Source organism: Enterobacter sp. KB-280D8 (genome assembly GCF_041399405.1).
In the GTDB taxonomy this organism is placed as follows: Bacteria; Pseudomonadota; Gammaproteobacteria; order Enterobacterales; family Enterobacteriaceae; genus Enterobacter; species Enterobacter cloacae_N.
In genome coordinates this window covers 380,638-398,103 of record NZ_JBGKEC010000001.1, presented here as the reverse complement: position 1 = coordinate 398,103, position 17,466 = coordinate 380,638, and the positions used below count along the sequence as shown (strand labels likewise).

18 protein-coding genes are annotated in these 17,466 nt (G+C 58.1%); 10 read left to right on the top strand and 8 right to left on the bottom strand.

The genetic code is table 11. The annotated features are described in order from the left end of the window. Positions 1 to 2 precede the first annotated feature (2 nt). The 3 genes from AB8818_RS02015 (at position 3) to AB8818_RS02005 (ending at position 3,196) form a co-directional block, all read left to right on the top strand. Positions 3 to 1,085, top strand: a complete 1,083-nt coding sequence (locus tag AB8818_RS02015) for an HlyD family secretion protein (RefSeq protein ID WP_116340055.1) — start codon at positions 3 to 5, stop codon at positions 1,083 to 1,085. Beyond that, positions 1,082 to 2,461 carry an efflux transporter outer membrane subunit gene (locus AB8818_RS02010; RefSeq protein WP_192982436.1) on the top strand — a complete coding sequence of 460 codons (1,380 nt, stop codon included), beginning with the start codon at positions 1,082 to 1,084 and terminating at the stop codon, positions 2,459 to 2,461. The genes AB8818_RS02015 and AB8818_RS02010 overlap by 4 nt, the downstream gene beginning before the upstream one ends. A 75-nt stretch (positions 2,462 to 2,536) precedes the next feature. Then, entirely contained in the window at positions 2,537 to 3,196 is a 660-nt protein-coding gene (locus tag AB8818_RS02005; protein ID WP_116340059.1) for an O-methyltransferase, read from the top strand. 64 nt (positions 3,197 to 3,260) lie between these two features. On the opposite strand, the gene hrpA is transcribed toward AB8818_RS02005, so the two are convergent. Next, positions 3,261 to 7,163: an ATP-dependent RNA helicase HrpA gene (gene hrpA, locus AB8818_RS02000; RefSeq protein ID WP_163329263.1), complete on the bottom strand. Its 3,903-nt coding sequence runs from the start codon at positions 7,161 to 7,163 to the stop codon at positions 3,261 to 3,263. Between the two features lie 205 nt (positions 7,164 to 7,368). Between hrpA and azoR the strand changes: the two genes are divergently transcribed. Both azoR and AB8818_RS01990 read left to right on the top strand, forming a co-directional pair. Then, positions 7,369 to 7,974 carry an FMN-dependent NADH-azoreductase gene (azoR, locus tag AB8818_RS01995; RefSeq protein WP_116340063.1) on the top strand — a complete coding sequence of 202 codons (606 nt, stop codon included), beginning with the start codon at positions 7,369 to 7,371 and terminating at the stop codon, positions 7,972 to 7,974. Between the two features lie 89 nt (positions 7,975 to 8,063). Beyond that, entirely contained in the window at positions 8,064 to 8,750 is a 687-nt protein-coding gene (locus tag AB8818_RS01990) for an RluA family pseudouridine synthase (RefSeq protein ID WP_163329261.1), read from the top strand. Between the two features lie 7 nt (positions 8,751 to 8,757). Here the strand turns inward: AB8818_RS01990 and AB8818_RS01985 are convergent, their stop codons facing one another. After that, entirely contained in the window at positions 8,758 to 9,297 is a 540-nt protein-coding gene (locus AB8818_RS01985) for a DUF2058 domain-containing protein (protein WP_163329259.1), read from the bottom strand. Between the two features lie 141 nt (positions 9,298 to 9,438). On the opposite strand from AB8818_RS01985, the gene AB8818_RS01980 reads away from it, so the two are divergent. The 3 genes from AB8818_RS01980 (at position 9,439) to AB8818_RS01970 (ending at position 12,065) form a co-directional block, all read left to right on the top strand. Continuing rightward, positions 9,439 to 9,915: a GNAT family N-acetyltransferase gene (locus AB8818_RS01980; protein WP_192982438.1), complete on the top strand. Its 477-nt coding sequence runs from the start codon at positions 9,439 to 9,441 to the stop codon at positions 9,913 to 9,915. 123 nt (positions 9,916 to 10,038) lie between these two features. Continuing rightward, positions 10,039 to 11,013: a DUF1852 domain-containing protein gene (locus AB8818_RS01975; protein ID WP_116340071.1), complete on the top strand. Its 975-nt coding sequence runs from the start codon at positions 10,039 to 10,041 to the stop codon at positions 11,011 to 11,013. A 23-nt stretch (positions 11,014 to 11,036) separates the two neighbouring features. Beyond that, positions 11,037 to 12,065: a methionine synthase gene (locus tag AB8818_RS01970; RefSeq protein WP_023311627.1), complete on the top strand. Its 1,029-nt coding sequence runs from the start codon at positions 11,037 to 11,039 to the stop codon at positions 12,063 to 12,065. 5 nt (positions 12,066 to 12,070) lie between these two features. On the opposite strand, the gene AB8818_RS01965 is transcribed toward AB8818_RS01970, so the two are convergent. Next, entirely contained in the window at positions 12,071 to 13,003 is a 933-nt protein-coding gene (locus AB8818_RS01965) for a LysR family transcriptional regulator (protein ID WP_192982440.1), read from the bottom strand. A 95-nt stretch (positions 13,004 to 13,098) separates the two neighbouring features. Here AB8818_RS01965 and AB8818_RS01960 point away from each other — a divergent pair, with 95 nt between their 5' ends. Both AB8818_RS01960 and AB8818_RS01955 read left to right on the top strand, forming a co-directional pair. Further along, positions 13,099 to 13,533 carry a DMT family transporter gene (locus AB8818_RS01960; protein ID WP_163329251.1) on the top strand — a complete coding sequence of 145 codons (435 nt, stop codon included), beginning with the start codon at positions 13,099 to 13,101 and terminating at the stop codon, positions 13,531 to 13,533. Positions 13,534 to 13,537: 4 nt separating this feature from the next. Then, positions 13,538 to 13,996 (top strand): DMT family transporter, encoded by a 459-nt coding sequence (locus AB8818_RS01955; protein ID WP_192982442.1) that lies wholly within the window; start codon positions 13,538 to 13,540, stop codon positions 13,994 to 13,996. A 2-nt stretch (positions 13,997 to 13,998) separates the two neighbouring features. On the opposite strand, the gene AB8818_RS01950 is transcribed toward AB8818_RS01955, so the two are convergent. From AB8818_RS01950 to AB8818_RS01930, 5 genes are read right to left on the bottom strand one after another with little or no spacing between them, the layout of a single operon-like run. Further along, the gene (locus AB8818_RS01950; protein ID WP_192982444.1) at positions 13,999 to 14,526 is read right to left on the bottom strand and encodes a DUF3833 domain-containing protein; all 528 of its coding nucleotides are present in this window, start codon (positions 14,524 to 14,526) and stop codon (positions 13,999 to 14,001) included. After that, entirely contained in the window at positions 14,523 to 15,047 is a 525-nt protein-coding gene (locus tag AB8818_RS01945) for a hypothetical protein (RefSeq protein WP_192982447.1), read from the bottom strand. The genes AB8818_RS01950 and AB8818_RS01945 overlap by 4 nt, the downstream gene beginning before the upstream one ends. Continuing rightward, positions 15,044 to 15,529, bottom strand: coding sequence for a DUF2878 domain-containing protein (locus AB8818_RS01940; protein WP_192982449.1), 486 nt, complete (start codon positions 15,527 to 15,529; stop codon positions 15,044 to 15,046). The genes AB8818_RS01945 and AB8818_RS01940 overlap by 4 nt, the downstream gene beginning before the upstream one ends. After that, positions 15,526 to 16,746, bottom strand: coding sequence for a cyclopropane-fatty-acyl-phospholipid synthase family protein (locus AB8818_RS01935; RefSeq protein ID WP_192982452.1), 1,221 nt, complete (start codon positions 16,744 to 16,746; stop codon positions 15,526 to 15,528). Before AB8818_RS01935 ends, AB8818_RS01940 begins: the two co-directional genes overlap by 4 nt. Then, positions 16,743 to 17,465: a DUF1365 domain-containing protein gene (locus AB8818_RS01930; protein ID WP_192982455.1), complete on the bottom strand. Its 723-nt coding sequence runs from the start codon at positions 17,463 to 17,465 to the stop codon at positions 16,743 to 16,745. The genes AB8818_RS01935 and AB8818_RS01930 overlap by 4 nt, the downstream gene beginning before the upstream one ends. Position 17,466 lies beyond the last annotated feature (1 nt).

The window sequence follows — 17,466 nt, the reverse complement described above, 5'->3', positions numbered from 1 at the left end:
TTATGAGTCAGCAGGATGCCGCCAAAGAGCAGGCCAACACCCGCAAAAATGTGCGCATTGTGTCCGTTTTTACCGCTGCCGCCATCGGTATTGTCGGCGTACTGGTGATCCTTTATGCATGGCAGCTGCCGCCGTTTACCCGCCACGCGCAGTTTACCGACAACGCCTACGTGCGCGGTCAGACGACGTTCATCAGCCCCCAGGTTAACGGCTATATCACCGAGGTGAAGGTTCAGGACTTTGTGCAGGTCAAAAAAGGTGACCTGCTGTTGCAGATCGACGACCGGATCTATCGTCAGCGCGTCCATCAGGCCGAGGCACAACTGGCGATGAAAATTGCCGCCCTGAATAACAACCTGCAGCAGCGTAAAAGCGCCGAAGCGACCATCGCCAAAAATGACGCCGCGCTGAAAAATGCCCGCGCCCAGAGCCTGAAAACCCAGGCGGATCTAAAGCGCGTGAAGGATCTGACGGCAGACGGGTCGCTTTCCATTCGAGAACGTGATGCCGCGCTGGCCAGCGCCGCCCAGGGCAGCGCCGACATCGACCAGGCGAAAGCCACGCTTGAGATGTCACGTCAGGATCTGCAGACGGTGATTGTGAACCGCGGTGCGCTGGAGGCGGATGTTGAAAACGCCAAAGCGGCGCTGGAGCTGGCGCAGATTGACCTGCAAAACACCCGCATTATCGCCCCGCGCGATGGCCAGCTCGGCCAGATTGCCGTGCGTCTCGGGGCGTATGTGACCGCCGGAACGCACCTCACTACCCTTGTGCCGCCTCAGCACTGGGTGATCGCCAACATCAAAGAGACCCAGCTGGCGGAGCTGCGCGTCGGCCAGCCAGTGAAATTCACCGTCGATGCCTTAAACAACAAGGCGTATCAGGGCCGCGTGGAGAGCATCTCCCCGGCGACCGGGGTTGAATTCAGCGCCATCACGCCGGACAACGCTACCGGCAACTTTGTCAAAATCGCCCAGCGTATTCCGGTGCGTATTGAGGTGCTGGGTGAAGAAGACGCGTACAAACTGCTGCGTCCGGGTATGTCGGTACAGGTGACGATTGATACGCGGGAGGCGAAGCAATGACTCTTCGCCCGATAGCCGGTCTGGTGCTGGCGGTCATGCTGGCCGGATGCCAGTCCGTCGATGTCAAACCGGCGCAACCGACGCTGCAAATTCCTGCCCAGTGGCGTGCTGACGCCGGTCCTGCCAGCCCGACGGAGCAGCTCTGGTGGCGTAATTTTCATGACAACAACCTCAACCGCTACGTGGATCAGGCGCTTAAGAACAACAGCGACGTGCTGATTGCCCGCGAACGAATTAACGAGTATCAGGCGCGGGTCTTTGCTGCCGACGGCAGCCTGTTTCCGTCCCTTGACGCGGGCGTAACGGGGACGCGCGCCCGGTCGCAATCCGCCGCGACCGGGCTGCCGGTCTACGGCACGCTGTACAGAGGCAGCCTGACGGCGAGCTATGATGTTGATATCTGGGGCGTCAACCGCAGCACGTCCAATGCCGCCGAAGCCTCGCTGGAGGCGCAAAAAGCGGCCGCCGCCGCCGCGGATTTGACCGTCGCGTCTTCCGTTGCGTCCGGGTATGTCACCCTGCTCACGCTTGACGAACAGCTGCGGGTGACCGAATCCACGCTGAAATCACGCGAAGAGGCGTTTAAGCTCGCCAAACGCCAGCTTGAGACGGGCTACAGCTCTCGCCTGGAGCTGATGCAGTCGGATTCCGAGCTTCGCTCAACGCGGGCGCAGGTGCCCGTGCTGCGGCATCAGATAGCGCAACAGGAGAATGCCCTGAGCCTGCTGCTGGGAAGCAATCCCGGCGCGGTGGCTCGCAGCGAAAGCTTTGCGGCGCTGACGCCGCTCACGCTGCCGTCGCAGCTGCCTTCTACGCTGCTGAATCGCAGGCCGGATATCGTTCAGGCCGAGCGACAGCTGGTTGCGGCTGACGCCTCGCTTGCCGCGTCACGCGCCAGCCTGCTGCCGTCGATCAACCTGACCGCCAGCGGATCGATTCAGGATCGTACGCTTTCCGGCCTGCTGGACAATCCGCTTCAGCTCTGGAGCGCAGGCGGCAGCATTCTCGCCCCGCTCCTTAACCGCCAGGCGCTGAATGCGCAGGTGGATATTTCCCAGTCCCAGCGTAACCAGGCGCTGTACGCCTATGAAAAAACCGTGCGTAACGCGTTTGCCGAGTTGAACAACAGCCTTGATGCCATTACGCGCTATCAGGAACAGCTGACGGAGCTGCTTGCCCAGCAGGACGTGGCCCAGGAGACGCTGCGCATTGCCCAGAATCGCTATCGCAACGGCTACTCCTCTTATCTGGACGTGCTGGACGCGCAGCGCACGCTGTACTCGGTCCAGACCAGCGTGGTGCAGGTGAAAAATAACCTGCTGCTGGCGCAGATTGATTTGTACAGGGCGCTGGGCGGCGGCTGGCAGAACGCATGAACCGCCTTGCGCGCTGATGCCCTCACCCCGACCCTCTCCCACAGGGAGAGGGAGAAAAATCCAAGGAGTCAATCTATGCAACAACAATGGTCTGCAGTAGATAATTACATGATTTCTTCGCTTATCCCTGACGATGACGTACTTCATCAGGTACTGGAAAACAACAAACGCGCCGGGCTACCCGAACACGACGTAGCGGCCAATCAGGGGCAGCTGCTGGCGCTGTTCGTACGCATGACGCAGGCGCGGCGGATACTTGAGATCGGTACGCTGGGTGCCTATAGCTCAATCTGGATGGCGCGCGCCCTGCCGCCGGATGGAAAGCTGATTACGCTTGAGGCTGACCCGACGCATGCCAATGTTGCCCGCCAGAATATTCACCTCGCGGGGCTAAACGATCGCATTGAACTGATTGAAGGCCCGGCGCTGAACTCGCTGGAGAATTTCGGTGACGTTTCCCCGTTCGATTTAATTTTTATCGATGCCGATAAGCCCAACAATCCCGGCTATCTGGAGTGGGCGCTGCACTATTCCCGTCCCGGCACGATAATCATTGGCGATAACGTGGTGCGCGACGGCGAAGTCATTAACGGGGAAAGCGACGACGCGCGCGTGCAGGGCGTGCGGCGTTTTATCGAGATGATTGGGGATAACCCGCGCGTAACCGCCACCGCGCTGCAGACGGTGGGGGTTAAAGGATGGGATGGGTTTACGCTGGCAATTGTGAACGGGTGAAAATTGTGCGGCCTGATGCCCTCACCCCGCCCCTCTCCCACAGGGAGAGGGAGAAAACCGGGGCTTAAGCGGAAATCTGCTCCATCGCCTGCAGAATACGCTTATCCGAAATCGGATACGGCGTACCGAGCTGCTGGGCAAAGAAGCTGACGCGCAGCTCCTCGATCATCCAGCGGATCGCCTGCACATCTTCATCGTCGCGGCGCGTCGGCGGCAGCTTGTTTAGCCACTGCTGCCACGCCTGCTGCACGCTTTCGACCTTTAGCATCTGCGCGCGATCGCGGTGCGGATCGATGGCCATTTTCTCCAGACGTTTTTCAATCGCCTGGAGATAACGCAGGGTGTCACCCAGGCGTGCGAAGCCATTCCCGGTGACAAAGCCGCGGTACACCAGCCCCGCCATCTGCGCCTTCACGTCCGAGAGCCCCAGCGCCATGGTCATATCCACGCGCCCCTTCAGGCGCTTGTTGATATTGAACACAGTAGTGAGGATCTGCTCGACCTGTTTGGCAATCTCCACTACGGTGTCGTTCAGCTCGGCGCGCACCTTCTCATGAAGCTGTGCAAAGCCCTCTTCCGTCCAGACCGGACCGCCTGCCTCGTGGATCAGCTTGTCCACGCCGCAGGAGATGCAGTCGTCAATCAGATCCAGCACCTTGCCGTACGGGTTAAAGTACAGCCCCAGCTTGGCCTTGTTCGGCAGCTTCTCGTGCAGATACTTGATCGGCGACGGGATGTTCAGCAGCAGCAGGCGGCGCAGCCCGCGCCACATCATCTGCTGCTGTTCCTGCGGATTATCAAAGAGTTTGATCGCCACGCTGTCGCGCTCGTCCACCAGCGCAGGCCAGGCCTTGACCTTATAGTTCCCGCGCTTCTGCTCGTAGCTTTCCGGAAGCTGGCCAAAGCTCCAGATGTGCAGCCCGCTTTGCTCGATACCGTCGTCCGCCACCGCAGAAAGCGTCTCCTGAACTTTCCCCTTCAGCGCCTCTTTCAGCTCGCTCAGCGAACGCCCTTCCAGCAGCTTTTTGTTTTTATCGTCCACTACGCGGAAGCTGATTTTCAGGTGATCGGGCACCTGATCCCAGTTCCAGTCTTCGCGGTCGATGGTGGTACCGGTCATGCGGCGGAACTCGCGCTCCAGCGCGTCCAGCAGCGGCAGCTCCAGCGGCGTGACGCGGCCCAAAAACGCTTCCGCATAGTTTGGCGCAGGTACAAAGTTACGGCGCACCGGTTTCGGCAGGGATTTGATCAGCGCAATCACCAGCTCCCGGCGCAGGCCGGGGATTTGCCACTCAAAGCCGCCCTCATCGACCTGGTTTAACAGCGGCAGCGGAATATGAACGGTCACGCCATCCGCGTCGGCACCCGGTTCAAACTGATAGGTCAGCCGCAGCTTGAGGTTTCCCTGATGCCAGAAGTTCGGGTAGTCGAGCTTGCTGACCGACTCCGCCCCCTCTTTAATCAGCATGCTCTTTTCGAAGTTGAGCAGGTCCGGCGTCTCTTTGCTGGCCTTTTTCCACCAGCTGTCGAAGTGGCGGGCGGAGATAACATCGTGGCTGATGCGCTGGTCGTAAAACTCAAACAGCGCCTCATCGTCCACCAGAATATCGCGACGGCGGGACTTGTGTTCAAGCTCCTCCACCTCGGCACGCAGCTTCAGGTTTTCACGGAAGAAGGCGTGACGCGTCTGCCAGTCCCCCTCCACCAGCGCGTGGCGGATAAACAGCTCGCGGCTGAGTGCCGGATCGATCTGGCTGTAGTTAACCTTACGCGCGGCGACCACCGGCAGGCCGTAAACGGTCACTTTCTCGGTCGCCATTACCGCGCCCTGCGCGCGTTCCCAGTGCGGTTCACTGTACGAGCGTTTCAGCAGGTGCTGCGCCACCGGTTCGACCCATTCCGGATCGATACGCGCGGCAATGCGCCCCCACAGGCGGCTGGTTTCTACCAGCTCGGCAACCATGGTCCACTTCGGCGGTTTCTTGAACAAGCCGGAGCCAGGGAAGATGGAGAAGCGAGCGTTGCGCGCGCCGGTGTACTCCTGCTTGTCCGCATCTTTCATCCCGATATGCGACAACAGGCCGGTCAGCAGCGCGATGTGAATTTCGCGGTACTCCGCCGGCTCACTATTAACCGGAATGCCCAGCTCTTTCACCACCTGGCGCAACTGGGTGTAGATATCCTGCCACTCGCGCACGCGCAGATAGTTGAGGAAATCCACGCGGCACTGGCGGCGGAATTGGTTCGAGGAGAGCGCTTTCTGCTGCTCGCCGAGATAGTTCCACAGGTTCACGAAGGCGAGGAAGTCGGACTCTTTGTCGTGGAAGCGACGATGCTTTTCGTCAGACGCCTGCTGTTTGTCCATCGGACGCTCGCGCGGGTCCTGGATGGAGAGCGCCGAGGTAATGATCATCGCCTCGCGCACGCAGCCGTGCTTTTGCGCTTCCAGCACCATACGGGCCAGACGCGGATCCACCGGCAGCTGGCTGAGCTGGCGGCCCAGCGGCGTCAGCTTATAGATGCTCGCCTGTTCGTCGGTGGTAATGGCGCCGAGCTCTTCCAGCAGACGTACGCCGTCCTGAATGTTGCGCTTGTCCGGCGCTTCGACGAACGGGAACGCCGCGATGTCGCCCAGCCCCAGCGCGGTCATCTGCAGGATAACGGACGCCAGGTTGGTGCGCAGAATTTCCGGGTCGGTAAATTCAGGGCGTGACAGGAAATCATCTTCGGAATAGAGACGAATACAGATCCCTTCCGACACGCGGCCGCAGCGGCCTTTACGCTGGTTAGCAGAAGCCTGAGAGACCGGCTCAATCGGCAGCCGCTGAACCTTCGTGCGGTAGCTGTAGCGGCTGATGCGCGCCGTGCCCGGGTCGATCACGTATTTAATCCCCGGCACGGTGAGCGAGGTTTCCGCCACGTTGGTCGCCAGAACGATACGGCGTCCGCTGTGCGGCTGGAAGACGCGGTTCTGTTCGCTGTTGGACAGGCGGGCATACAGCGGCAGGATCTCCGTGTGGCGCAGGTCGCGCTTGCTGAGCGCATCGGCGGTATCGCGGATCTCGCGCTCGCCGCTCATGAAGATCAGAATGTCGCCCGCGCTTTCGTTGCCCAGCTCGTCAACGGCGTCGAAGATGGCCTGCAGCTGGTCGCGCTCGGTATCATCCGCCTCTTCCACAATCGGGCGATAGCGCACTTCAACCGGATATGTGCGTCCTGACACCTCGATAATCGGCGCATTGTTGAAATGCTTCGAGAAGCGTTCCGGGTCGATGGTTGCGGAGGTGATGATGATTTTCAGATCCGGGCGACGCGGCAGCAGCTCTTTCAGGTAGCCGAGCAGGAAGTCGATGTTCAGGCTGCGCTCGTGCGCTTCGTCAATGATGATGGTGTCGTACTGCATCAGCAGGCGATCCTGCTGAATTTCCGCCAGCAGAATACCGTCGGTCATCAGCTTGACCATGGTGTTATCACTAACGTGGTCGCTGAATCGCACCTTGTAACCGATGCAGCCGCCCGGCTCCGTCTGCAGCTCTTCGGCAATACGGTTCGCCACGGTGCGCGCCGCCAGTCGACGCGGCTGCGTATGTCCAATCAGCCCTTTTAGACCGCGTCCCAGCTCCATACAGATTTTCGGCAGCTGGGTGGTTTTTCCCGAACCGGTTTCACCCGCGACAATCACCACCTGGTGGTCGCGTACGGCCTCAAGGATGTCCTGTTTTTTCTGGCTGACGGGGAGGTTTTCCGGGTAGGTAATCGCCGGACGTGCGGCTTCGCGCAGCACAACCTTCCCTGCCGCCTGTTCAATCTCTTTAGCCATCTCCTGGTAAATGGCCTGTTGTGCATCAGGATTTTTAACCTTCTTCACGCCGTGCAGCCGGCGTGAAAACCGCTGTTTATCGCGCAGCATCAGGGAATCAAGCTGTTGCAGAAGCATCGGGAAGGTGATTTTTTGTTGTTCTGTCATAGCATTAATGGGCAGTGCTCTGCCGGGTAAAATCTCTTTTTAATGATTGCTATAGAGTACCACATCGACGCTTTCAGCGCCTTATTCAAAAAATTCGAACATAGGCTTCGATATATTGCGCTATCCCTGCGACAGGATTGTGAATAGAGTGTCAACAAGCAACGGGGCAACCCCCTTCAATCAAATGCAAAAACAGGAATCACCCATGAGCAAAGTATTAGTTTTGAAATCCAGCATTCTGGCAGGGTACTCTCAGTCTGGTCAGCTGTCTGATTACTTCGTTGAACAGTGGCGTGAACAGCATTCCGCAGATCAAATCACCGTGCGTGACCTGGCTGCAAACCCAATTCCTGTGCTGGACGGCGAGCTGGTTGGCGCGCTGCGCCCAAGCGATGCACCGCTGTCTCCACGTCAGCAGGAAGCGCTGGCCCTGTCCGACGAGCTGATTGCTGAGCTGCAGGCGCACGACGTTATCGTTATCAACGCCCCAATGTACAACTTCAACATCCCTACCCAGCTGAAGAACTACTTCGACCTGGTGGCGCGCGCTGGCGTAACCTTCCGCTACACCGAGAACGGCCCTGAAGGTCTGGTGAAAGGTAAACGTGCGATCGTCCTGACCAGCCGTGGCGGCATCCATAAAGATACCCCAACCGACCTGGTTGCGCCGTACCTGAGCCTGTTCCTGGGCTTCATCGGCATCACCGACGTGAACTTCGTGTTCGCTGAAGGTATCGCTTACGGTCCGGAAGTGGCGACCAAAGCGCAGACCGATGCGAAAGCCGCCATCGACAGCCTGGTAGCAGCGTAAGATTTTGCCCTCTCACCGCCCGGTGGGAGGGTTTTTCTTTTCCCCGCATTTCGTTATCATCCGCTCCCACTCTCCAGCCGGGCGGCCTGATGTCTGCGATTATCGATTCTTTTATTGCCCCACCGTGTCACGACGACATCAATATCCTCTGGCAGGATGAACATCTGCTGCTGATCGATAAGCCTTCCGGCCTGCTCAGCCTCTCGGGCAAAAATCCGCAAAACCTCGATTCTGTCCATTATCGTCTGGTCCAGACGTTCCCCGGCTGCACGCTGGTACACCGTCTGGATTTCGGCACGTCCGGGCTGATGGTGGTTGCGCGCAATAAGGCCATCAACGCGGCGCTGTGCCAGCAGTTCAGCCAGCGCAGCGTGGAGAAAGTCTACAGCGCTCTGCTTTGCGGACATCTGGAAAACGATGAGGGAGTCATAGACGCACCGATTGCCAAAGACCCGGCGCTGTTTCCGCTGATGTCGATCTGCGCCATCAACGGTAAACCCGCCCGCTCCCGCTATCGGGTGGTGGAACGGTTTTATCAGGGTACGGGACTGCCGTTAACGCGGGTTGAACTCACGCCGGAAACCGGGCGAACCCACCAGCTGCGCATCCACTGCCAGCGGCTGGGGCACCCGATTCTGGGCTGCGATCTGTATGGCGGTCTTGACGCGCCGGGGGCTGAGGGAACGCCCCGGCTGATGCTGCATGCAAGCGTTCTGAATTTTATTCATCCCGTGAGCGGAGAGCCGGTTAACGCCCGTCACGCCGCCCCGTTCTGAATGCGGTTTACCACATCAAATCGTCAGGGATTTTGAAGTCCGCGTACGGATCGTCTTCGTCCTGTTCTTCCTGGCTCAGCGCGCTGTTAAGCACGATGCTGTCGGCATCGCGCTGGGCGATTTTATCGGCCACTACCGCCGGAATAATCGCGTATTCGCACTCGCCGCTGGCGTTAGTCACCAGACGGGCAATCGCCAGACGACCGTTGATCAGCTGGGTTTGCGTCTGCTTGTCGACCTCGATTTTTTTGATGAGAGTACCGTCGGTGAAGTTAAAGGTGATGTTGCCTTTCGCGACGGTGATGCGGTTCATCTCGATCAGCTGCTTCACCTGCGCTTTAAACTCTTTCGCGAGCACGGCCTGCTTCTGCTGCTCGCTCAGCAGCTTGTCACGCTCGATCTGCGCCTTCTTGTTCTCTTCTACCGCTTCCCGAGCCTCACGCGCCTGAACGCGTGATTTCTTTGCCGTGCGCTGCACTTTCGCCGCTTTTTTGCTGCTGACCAGGCCCGCTTTCAGCATCTGCTCTTGTAAGGTGAGTTTTGTCATGATCGTTTCTAAACCGGTTGGAAATTTTGGGGATTATAGCGTCATTAAGCGCGTGCCGAAACATAAGTAAAACATAGGACGACTCAACTTAACCGTCTGATAATTTGACGTCTGAAAAATAAAGCTCAATGGAATCCTCCAATGATAACGATTAAAAAAGCCGACCTGCACACTTCTGAATCCCTGCGTCTGATTGAAAAATTGTCATCAGAACTGGCGAATATCACCGGGGATGGCGGCAGGCGTCATTTTAACGTCGACTCGATGATGGCCGAACGCGCCCTGTGGGTTGTCGCCAGGAATGAAAAAGATAAAGCCGTTGGATGTGCGGCTTTGCGCCCCCTCTCCGGACAGGTTGCGGAGCTGAAACGCATGTATTCCGACAGGAGCGAGCCGGGGATTGGTAAGGCTTTACTGGCTTTTCTTGAAGCGTCGGCACTACGTCTAGGCTATAGCCAAATCTGGCTAGAAACCCGACACGTTAATGCACGTGCGGTGAAATTTTATGAGCGAAATGGCTACCGTGTAATTGATAACTATGGCCCCTACATCGGCAGGCAAGAAGCCGTCTGTTTCGCAAAAAAACTGACGCTGCACGAGAGTCGAGGGAATTTGTGATCAACATCATGAACTTCGCTCATGTTGCATTGAAATTAAGTCACTTCCCCTGCGCCGCGGGCTCAGGCATAAATTATGCATCGGTAACTTCTTAGCAACATGAACTTAGGATGCATAACCACAATGAGCAAAGCTTTCACATATACCCTTAAGCGCAGTTGCTTCGATGAGAATTACAACCCGTCTGAAAATACGCGTACGACCACCAACTTTGCCAACCTGGCGCGCGGAGAAAAACGTCAGGAAAACCTGCGCAATACGCTGGTGATGATCAACAACCGCTTTAACGCCCTGGCGCACTGGGATAACCCAAATGCCGATCGCTTCGCGGTTGAGCTTGAAATTATCTCTGTTGACCTGAACATTGGCGCGGAAAAGCCCTTCCCGGCCATTGAGGTATTACAAACGTATATTGTTGACAAGAAAAATAACCAGCGCATCCCTGGCATTGTCGGGAATAATTTCTCTTCTTACGTGCGGGATTATGATTTCAGCGTGCGGCTGCTGGAACACAATAAGAACCAGCAGCACTTTAGCATTCCGGAAAAATTTGGCGAACTGCACGGCAATATTTTCCGCCATTTTATAAATTCCCCGGAATATAAAGAGAACTTCAAAAAGGGCCCGGTAATCTGCCTGAGCGTTTCCAGCAAAGACACCTACCGCCGCACCGGCAACCAGCATCCTGTGCTGGGCATTGAGTATCAGCCCGATGGCGAGTCGCTAACGGAACTGTACTTCGCCAAAATGGGCCTGAAGGTGCGCTACTTCATGCCGGAGAATAGCGTGGCGCCTTTCGCGTTCTTCTTTACCGGGGATTTACTGAGTGATTATACCGATCTGGAACTGATTGCCACCATCAGCACGATGGAGACGTTCCAGAAAATCTATCGCCCGGAAATTTATAACGCGAACTCGGCGGCGGGACTGTTTTATCGCCCGGATCTGAACCAACAGGACCATTCATTAACCAAAATTGTTTATGACCGCGAAGAGCGTAGCCGCCTGGCGATTGAACAGGGTCGATTTACCGAAGAATATTTCATTAAGCCTTATAAACACATTCTTGAGCAGTGGTCTGATAACTACGCGCTTTAATTTATCAAAAAAGGTCTTTTATTATGAAAACATTGCTCCCGACGTCTACTGCAGGCAGCCTGCCTAAGCCGACCTGGCTTGCGCAACCTGAAACGCTCTGGTCTCCGTGGAAGTTGCAGGATCAGGAACTGCTGGCGGGTAAACAGGATGCGCTGCGCCTGTCTCTGGATGAGCAGATCCGTGCGGGAATCGATATTGTCAGCGACGGGGAACAGACCCGCCAGCACTTCGTCACCACCTTTATTGAACACCTGAGCGGCGTCGATTTTGAGAACCGCCAGACGGTGCGCATTCGTAACCGCTATGACGCCAGCGTGCCGACCGTGGTTTCTGCTGTTGCGCGTCAGAAGCCGGTATTCGTGGACGATGCGAAGTACCTGCGCCAGCTTACCGACAAGCCGATCAAATGGGCCCTGCCCGGGCCGATGACCATGATCGACACCCTTTACGACGCGCATTATAAAAGCCGCGAAAAGCTGGCCTGGGAATTCGCCAAAATCCTCAATCAGGAAGCGCGTGAGTTAGAGGCCGCAGGCGTGGATATAATCCAGTTTGATGAACCGGCATTTAACGTCTTTTTTGACGAGGTCAACGACTGGGGCATCGCCGCGCTGGAGCGCGCAATCGAAGGGCTGAAGTGCGAAACCGCGGTACACATCTGCTACGGCTATGGCATCAAGGCCAATACCGACTGGAAAAAGACGCTCGGATCCGAGTGGCGCCAGTACGAAGAGGCCTTCCCTAAGCTGCAGACCTCTAACATCGACATCATCTCCCTGGAGTGCCACAACTCCCGCGTACCGATGGATCTGCTGGAGCTGATCCGTGGTAAGAAAGTGATGGTCGGCGCGATTGACGTAGCAACCAACGCCGTTGAAACGCCGGAGGAAGTAGCCGATACGCTGCGTAAAGCGCTGCAGTTCGTCGATGCAGACAAGCTTTACCCGTCAACCAACTGCGGCATGGCTCCGCTTTCACGCCAGGTGGCTAACGGCAAGCTGAAAGCACTCAGCGCCGGCGCAGAGATCATCCGCAAGGAGCTCGGCGCGTAATTGCCTTACGCTTGCCAGTAGAGCGGCGAGCCGAAAAACGCTACGTAATAATCAATCACCGCCCTGACATTCAGGGGCGGATGACGTGCGTTAGGGTAAATCGCCGCAATATTCAGTTGCTCCGTGTTGATGGCGCAGGCCATTTCCGGCATAAGGGCGACCAGCTCCCCCCGCTGCAGCCTGTCGCCAATCAGCCAGTCCGGAAACAGGACGATCCCCATCCCACCCAGCGCGGCAACGAGCAGCGACTCCGCACTATTGGACGTCATCAGCGGCGCGACAGGATAGTGCACCCAATTCTCCCCCTTGCGCCGCACCAGCCAGCGGTTAGGCCCGGACGAACCGCGATAGACCAGGCATTTATGCTGGCTCAGCTCGGCCGGATCGACCGGTACGCCGTGTTGACGCAGGTACGCGGGCGACGCGGCAAGGTGATAGCGCTGCTGCCCGAAAACACGGGCGTGGAATGTCGAATCCGTCAGCGTGCCGATGCGGAAGATGAGATCGGCGGCATCCCGGTGCGGGTCGATAAAGTCATCAGTCAGCGTCAACTCTATGGTTAACCGTGGATAACGCTCTGCCAGGCCTGCCAGGCCGGGTGCAACGTGCCTCTGTCCAAAAAATACCGGCCCGTTAATGCGGACCGTGCCGGAAGGTTCGGTCGAACGCTCATCCAGCTCCCGCCGCGCCTCTTCGAAGTTATCGACCATCGCCCGGGCATAGCGGATAAACAGATGCCCGCTTTCCGTGGGGATCACCGCCCGGGTATTGCGATAGAAGAGCTGCTGGCCGAGCGCGTCCTCAAGCTGATGAACAATGCGCGACACCTGCGATGCAGAAATCCCCTCCCGCCGCGCAACGACGGAAAAGTTTTGCGTTTCATAGACGGCAATAAACAGCAGCAGCGATCGAAGGTTCATGCTTCCGGCATCTGGCATTAATGCATTTCCTGCAAAGGTGTTTCCTGCATTATGGCATTTTTCTCACGAGTCTACCGACGTAATCTTCTTCGCCTGAAAACGGAGGAAGCGTAATGCAATTTGTATTGATTTTACTGGTGATTGCCGGCGGGATGGGGCTTTCCGTTGAGGCAGGATTGCTGGGGCCATTGGGGGGAGAAGTGGGCGATTTATGGGCCACGTTCAGCATTTTCGGGGTCGGCGCTGCGCTGACCTTTCTGCTGATGCTGTTTTTCAGCCCGCGCAGCAGCCCGTCGTTTTTCGCCCAGCCCGGCTGGCAGCTGCTCGGCGGCGTTCTGGGTCCTGTTTACGTTGTCATTCTGACTATCGCCACGCCCGCCATCGGCATCGCCCTGACGATGATTGGTATTCTGGCGGGCCAGATTTTTAAAAGCCTGATCATTGATCACTTTGGTCTGCTCGGCACGCAGGCGCGCAAGATCGATGCCAAACGGTTTATCGCACTGGGATTCATCATTGCGGCACTGGTTCTGGTCGCGCAGGGGTAATGCTATGACGCTGATAATGATTCTTCTGGCCGTCTGCGGCGGCGCCACACTGAGCGTCCAGGCGGCGATTAACGGACAGCTCGGCAGCAATGTCGGGGTATTTAAGAGCGCGTTTCTGACGTTTTCCGTCGGCGCGCTGGTCACCGCCCTGCTGATTTTCTTCTTAGAACCTAAGCAGGCCGTCAGCCTGCTGGACGTGCCGAAATGGCAGCTCCTCGGGGCGATGTTTGGCGTGCCCTATATCGTAATCATGGTGCTCGCCGTTCAGCGCATCGGCACCGCCGTCGCCACGGTCGCGGTGATCTTCGGCCAGCTCGCCATGAGCATGCTGATTGATAACTTTGGCTGGCTGAACAATCCCGCTATTCCGTTTTCACCGAGCCGTCTGGGCGCGGTGGTTTGCCTGGGGATTGCCCTGTACTTCATTTACTCCAGCAGCAAAACCGGCAATGTTCGCGACTAAGCTTACGTCTTCCGGGTGAAGAACAGCGTCACCGTGGCGACGGTGACGCCAAATTTCTTCATCTCGGTTTTATTAAACAGATGCGTTTCATCCTGCAGGTACATCCAGTCGTCAAAGTTCAGCAGCCAGGTTTTGCCGTTGGCCTTCACGTTCATGCTGTAATGCCAGTTAAAGGCGTTGCCTGCGGCCTGCCCCGTCGCAACCCCTTCAATATCCCCTGCCGTTCCCTCGTAGCGGTCGTTCCCCACGCGGCGAATATGCCAGACCCGCTGCTGCTTCTCGCCATCGTCGTAAACGAACTGCTCGTTCAGCGTCAGCGTATCGCCAATAACGTCCCCGGCAATCTCAACGTGAAAGCGACGTATCTGCTTGCCGCTGCGATCCTGCACCATGCCCCACGCTTCGGTTTTGCCCTGAAAGTAGTCAAAAATATCAAGCCGCGGCTGCTGCTGGCGATACTCGGACACGTCGGTGCTACAGCCGGCCAGCAGCATCGTGAATGCCAGCGCCAGCGTCAGGATTCGTTTCATTTTTGGCCTCCGATTAACTGCTGACGCAGCTCAGGATATTGCGTACGGGGATCGAGCCAGATGGCCAGAAAACGGGTGCTGAACGCTTCTGACTGTCGCGGCCCGAGCGGAATAAAGGATGTTTGCGCCGCTGACGCGCGATACCAGAACTGCCCGTGCCCATCGTCGAGCACAAACGCCAGCTGTGCGCCTGGCCGGACATCCGGCCACAACGAGCGGAGCATCTGTAACCAGGCTTCACTCCGGGGTTCCCGTTGCAGGATCCCCTGCGCCTGCCACTGATCGCGGGTCGCCTCGACCAGCTCATCGCGATCGATATCGCGCGCATAGGTAATAATCAGCGCCTGATCCTGGTTCTCCCGGCCGTAACGCCCGTCCGGAGTACGCAGCTGGGAGGTATAAACGGTGAACGGCCCCCAGGTCAGCGTGGCGTCGCCCACCTTACGCCAGGCCAGCCAGTCGGCGGCCTGGGCACCGGGAACAGCCAGCATCAGCCAAAGCAGCAGAATCGCAGCTCTCATTTTTGTCTCCCCATCAGCAGGTGGAAAAACAGCATCAACACCAGCCAGCCCGGCGCCATCCAGCTGACGACGATAAAGGTCGGCTCCAGAAACGCGATGGCACCCAGCCGCTCGCCAAACAGGTAGGCCACCGGCCCCCCCACGGCGGCCAGCAGGGTCAGCAGCCAGCCGGGTAACGTGGTGGTGCGCGTTAGCTGCGTCCAGACGGTGGCGAACATCAGCCACAGTGACACCATCCAGAGCGGCATCAGGGACTCGCCGGTAAAGGCAATCAGCCCGGTCAGGGCCCAGAGCGCATCCAGCAGGCTGCCCGCCGTGGCCAGCCCAATGGCATATAGACGGTAAGCTGACGGCAATAACATACACGCCAGGACCGCCAGCCCGAGCCAGATAATCAGGCCCTGTTCGCGAAAAAGCACCACCAGCGCCCAGTAGACATCGAACGCCACGGCCAGCAGAAAGACCTGAAGGTAACGTCTCATACGCGCTCGGCGGTCAGCTGCACCACGCTGATGGTGCGAGCGTTAAACCCGGCTTCGCAGTAGCCGAAGTAGTACAGCCACATGCGGCGGAACCGTTCATCGAAGCCGAGCTTTTCTATCTCCTGCCAGGCGTGGACAAAGCGCTGCCGCCAGTGGGCCAGCGTGCGGGCGTAGTCGGGGCCCATGTCGAAGAGATTGCGCACCACGAAATCGGTGTGGCGCGTCATCAGCTCGTTCATCGCGGTAATGCTCGGCAGGAAGCCGCCGGGAAAAATGTAGCGCTGGATAAAATCGACGCTTTTGCTGTAGTCGCGATAGCGCTGGTCCTGAATAGTGATGGCCTGAATTGCCATCCGTCCTCCGGGGCGCAGGCGCGCCTGGCAGGTACGGAAGAACGTCGGCAGATAGCGTTGCCCGACGGCCTCAATCATCTCTATCGAGACCAGCTTGTCGTACTGTCCGGTGAGGTCGCGATAGTCGCAGAGCAGTACCTCAACACGATCCTGCAACCCGGCGCGGGCGATCCGTTCGGTCGCCCAGATATATTGCTCCTGCGACAGCGTGGTGGTCGTTACCCGACAGCCATAATGACGGGCGGCGTATTCCGCCATCGCCCCCCAGCCGGTGCCAATTTCCAGCAGGTGGTCACCCGGACTTAGCGCCAGCTGGTCGCACAGGCGCGCCATTTTGGCCTGCTGAGCCGCCGTCAGATCCTGCTCGTCAGAGTTAAACAGCGCGCTGGAGTAAAGCAGCTCCTTATCCAGAAAATGGGCATAGAAGGTATTGCCCAGGTCGTAATGGGCGGCAATATTTTCGCGGGCCTGAGCGCGAGAGTTACGCCGCGTCCAGTGGCGCAGACGCTCCAGCGGCCTGCCGAGCAGCCGGAACCCTTTCTCCAGACGACCAAGCACCTCGCCGTTGAGGGCCAGGATTTGCAGAAGCGGCGTAAGCTGCGCGGTTTCCCATTCGCCGTCCATCCATGCTTCTGCCGCAGCAAGGCTCCCGCCCGTTAAGACGCGCCAGTAGACACCGGGCGTGAGGATCTGCACATCCGCGTGCAGCGCGGAGGATGTCTCGCCAAAATGGAAGGTCTGCGCCCCTTCACGCAGGGTGAGCGAGCCGCCGCGAATGCCGCTTAACAGACGAAACAGCAGCCAGCGCGCAATGCGAGCGTTGCGCGGGAAATCGGGTTCTAGCGCAAAGACGGGATCGGTCATGAGCGTTCACTCCTGCTGACGGGATGGTTATACAGCGGCACGCGCTTGAGCCACAGCCTCAGCGCCTGCCAGTAAATGGCGAAAACGGTTTTCAGGGTCATCAGCGGGATGCGCAGCAGCAGTGAGCGCAACGTCGCGCGGGTCAGAGGTTCCCGGCGCAGCGCCAGGGTGGCGTCAAAAACCTTCGCCTCCTGATGATTTTCAATGTGCATATGCAGCGTGTTGTCCGGGTTGTTGAAGCGCCAGTGGTAGATCATGTCCATCGGGTTGAAGGGGGAAACGTGAAACGCCTTTTCCGTGGGCCGGGCATTTTGCCCGTTTACCGCGTAATAATGACGTTCGTTCCACGGCGTGTTGCGTACCTCGGCCAGCACCCAGCGAAGCGCGCTGTGTTGGTCATAGCAGTAGTAAAAGTTGACCGGATTGAAATGGAACCCGAAGTAGCGCAACTGCGTCAGAAGCATGACCCGCCCCTCCGGACGTTCCCCGGTCAGGCTCTCCAGCCTGTTGAGCACGTTGTCTTTAAGCGGCGAGCCGAGCGGATAGTCCGCGTCGTGGAACGAGGCGGCGGCAAAGCGGTTGCGCCGCACGCCGACGGAGGCCAGCAGCGGCAGCTCATCAAGATCCAGCCAGGCCATAAAGACGCCGTAGCTGAATTCGTGGGTTTTCGGCTGAAGGCGGCGGTGGCGCAGTACGCCGTGATAGAGGCAGCTATTCATC

What these genes read in the sequence shown, in the direction of transcription:
- AB8818_RS02015 (WP_116340055.1), top strand. Translation starts at nt 3, where the DNA reads ATGAGTCAGCAGGATGCCGCCAAAGAGCAGGCCAACACCCGCAAAAAT.
- AB8818_RS02010 (WP_192982436.1), top strand. Translation starts at nt 1,082, where the DNA reads ATGACTCTTCGCCCGATAGCCGGTCTGGTGCTGGCGGTCATGCTGGCC.
- AB8818_RS02005 (WP_116340059.1), top strand. Translation starts at nt 2,537, where the DNA reads ATGCAACAACAATGGTCTGCAGTAGATAATTACATGATTTCTTCGCTT.
- hrpA (WP_163329263.1), bottom strand. Translation starts at nt 7,163, where the DNA reads ATGACAGAACAACAAAAAATCACCTTCCCGATGCTTCTGCAACAGCTT.
- azoR (WP_116340063.1), top strand. Translation starts at nt 7,369, where the DNA reads ATGAGCAAAGTATTAGTTTTGAAATCCAGCATTCTGGCAGGGTACTCT.
- AB8818_RS01990 (WP_163329261.1), top strand. Translation starts at nt 8,064, where the DNA reads ATGTCTGCGATTATCGATTCTTTTATTGCCCCACCGTGTCACGACGAC.
- AB8818_RS01985 (WP_163329259.1), bottom strand. Translation starts at nt 9,297, where the DNA reads ATGACAAAACTCACCTTACAAGAGCAGATGCTGAAAGCGGGCCTGGTC.
- AB8818_RS01980 (WP_192982438.1), top strand. Translation starts at nt 9,439, where the DNA reads ATGATAACGATTAAAAAAGCCGACCTGCACACTTCTGAATCCCTGCGT.
- AB8818_RS01975 (WP_116340071.1), top strand. Translation starts at nt 10,039, where the DNA reads ATGAGCAAAGCTTTCACATATACCCTTAAGCGCAGTTGCTTCGATGAG.
- AB8818_RS01970 (WP_023311627.1), top strand. Translation starts at nt 11,037, where the DNA reads ATGAAAACATTGCTCCCGACGTCTACTGCAGGCAGCCTGCCTAAGCCG.
- AB8818_RS01965 (WP_192982440.1), bottom strand. Translation starts at nt 13,003, where the DNA reads ATGCCAGATGCCGGAAGCATGAACCTTCGATCGCTGCTGCTGTTTATT.
- AB8818_RS01960 (WP_163329251.1), top strand. Translation starts at nt 13,099, where the DNA reads ATGCAATTTGTATTGATTTTACTGGTGATTGCCGGCGGGATGGGGCTT.
- AB8818_RS01955 (WP_192982442.1), top strand. Translation starts at nt 13,538, where the DNA reads ATGACGCTGATAATGATTCTTCTGGCCGTCTGCGGCGGCGCCACACTG.
- AB8818_RS01950 (WP_192982444.1), bottom strand. Translation starts at nt 14,526, where the DNA reads ATGAAACGAATCCTGACGCTGGCGCTGGCATTCACGATGCTGCTGGCC.
- AB8818_RS01945 (WP_192982447.1), bottom strand. Translation starts at nt 15,047, where the DNA reads ATGAGAGCTGCGATTCTGCTGCTTTGGCTGATGCTGGCTGTTCCCGGT.
- AB8818_RS01940 (WP_192982449.1), bottom strand. Translation starts at nt 15,529, where the DNA reads ATGAGACGTTACCTTCAGGTCTTTCTGCTGGCCGTGGCGTTCGATGTC.
- AB8818_RS01935 (WP_192982452.1), bottom strand. Translation starts at nt 16,746, where the DNA reads ATGACCGATCCCGTCTTTGCGCTAGAACCCGATTTCCCGCGCAACGCT.
- AB8818_RS01930 (WP_192982455.1), bottom strand. Translation starts at nt 17,465, where the DNA reads ATGAATAGCTGCCTCTATCACGGCGTACTGCGCCACCGCCGCCTTCAG.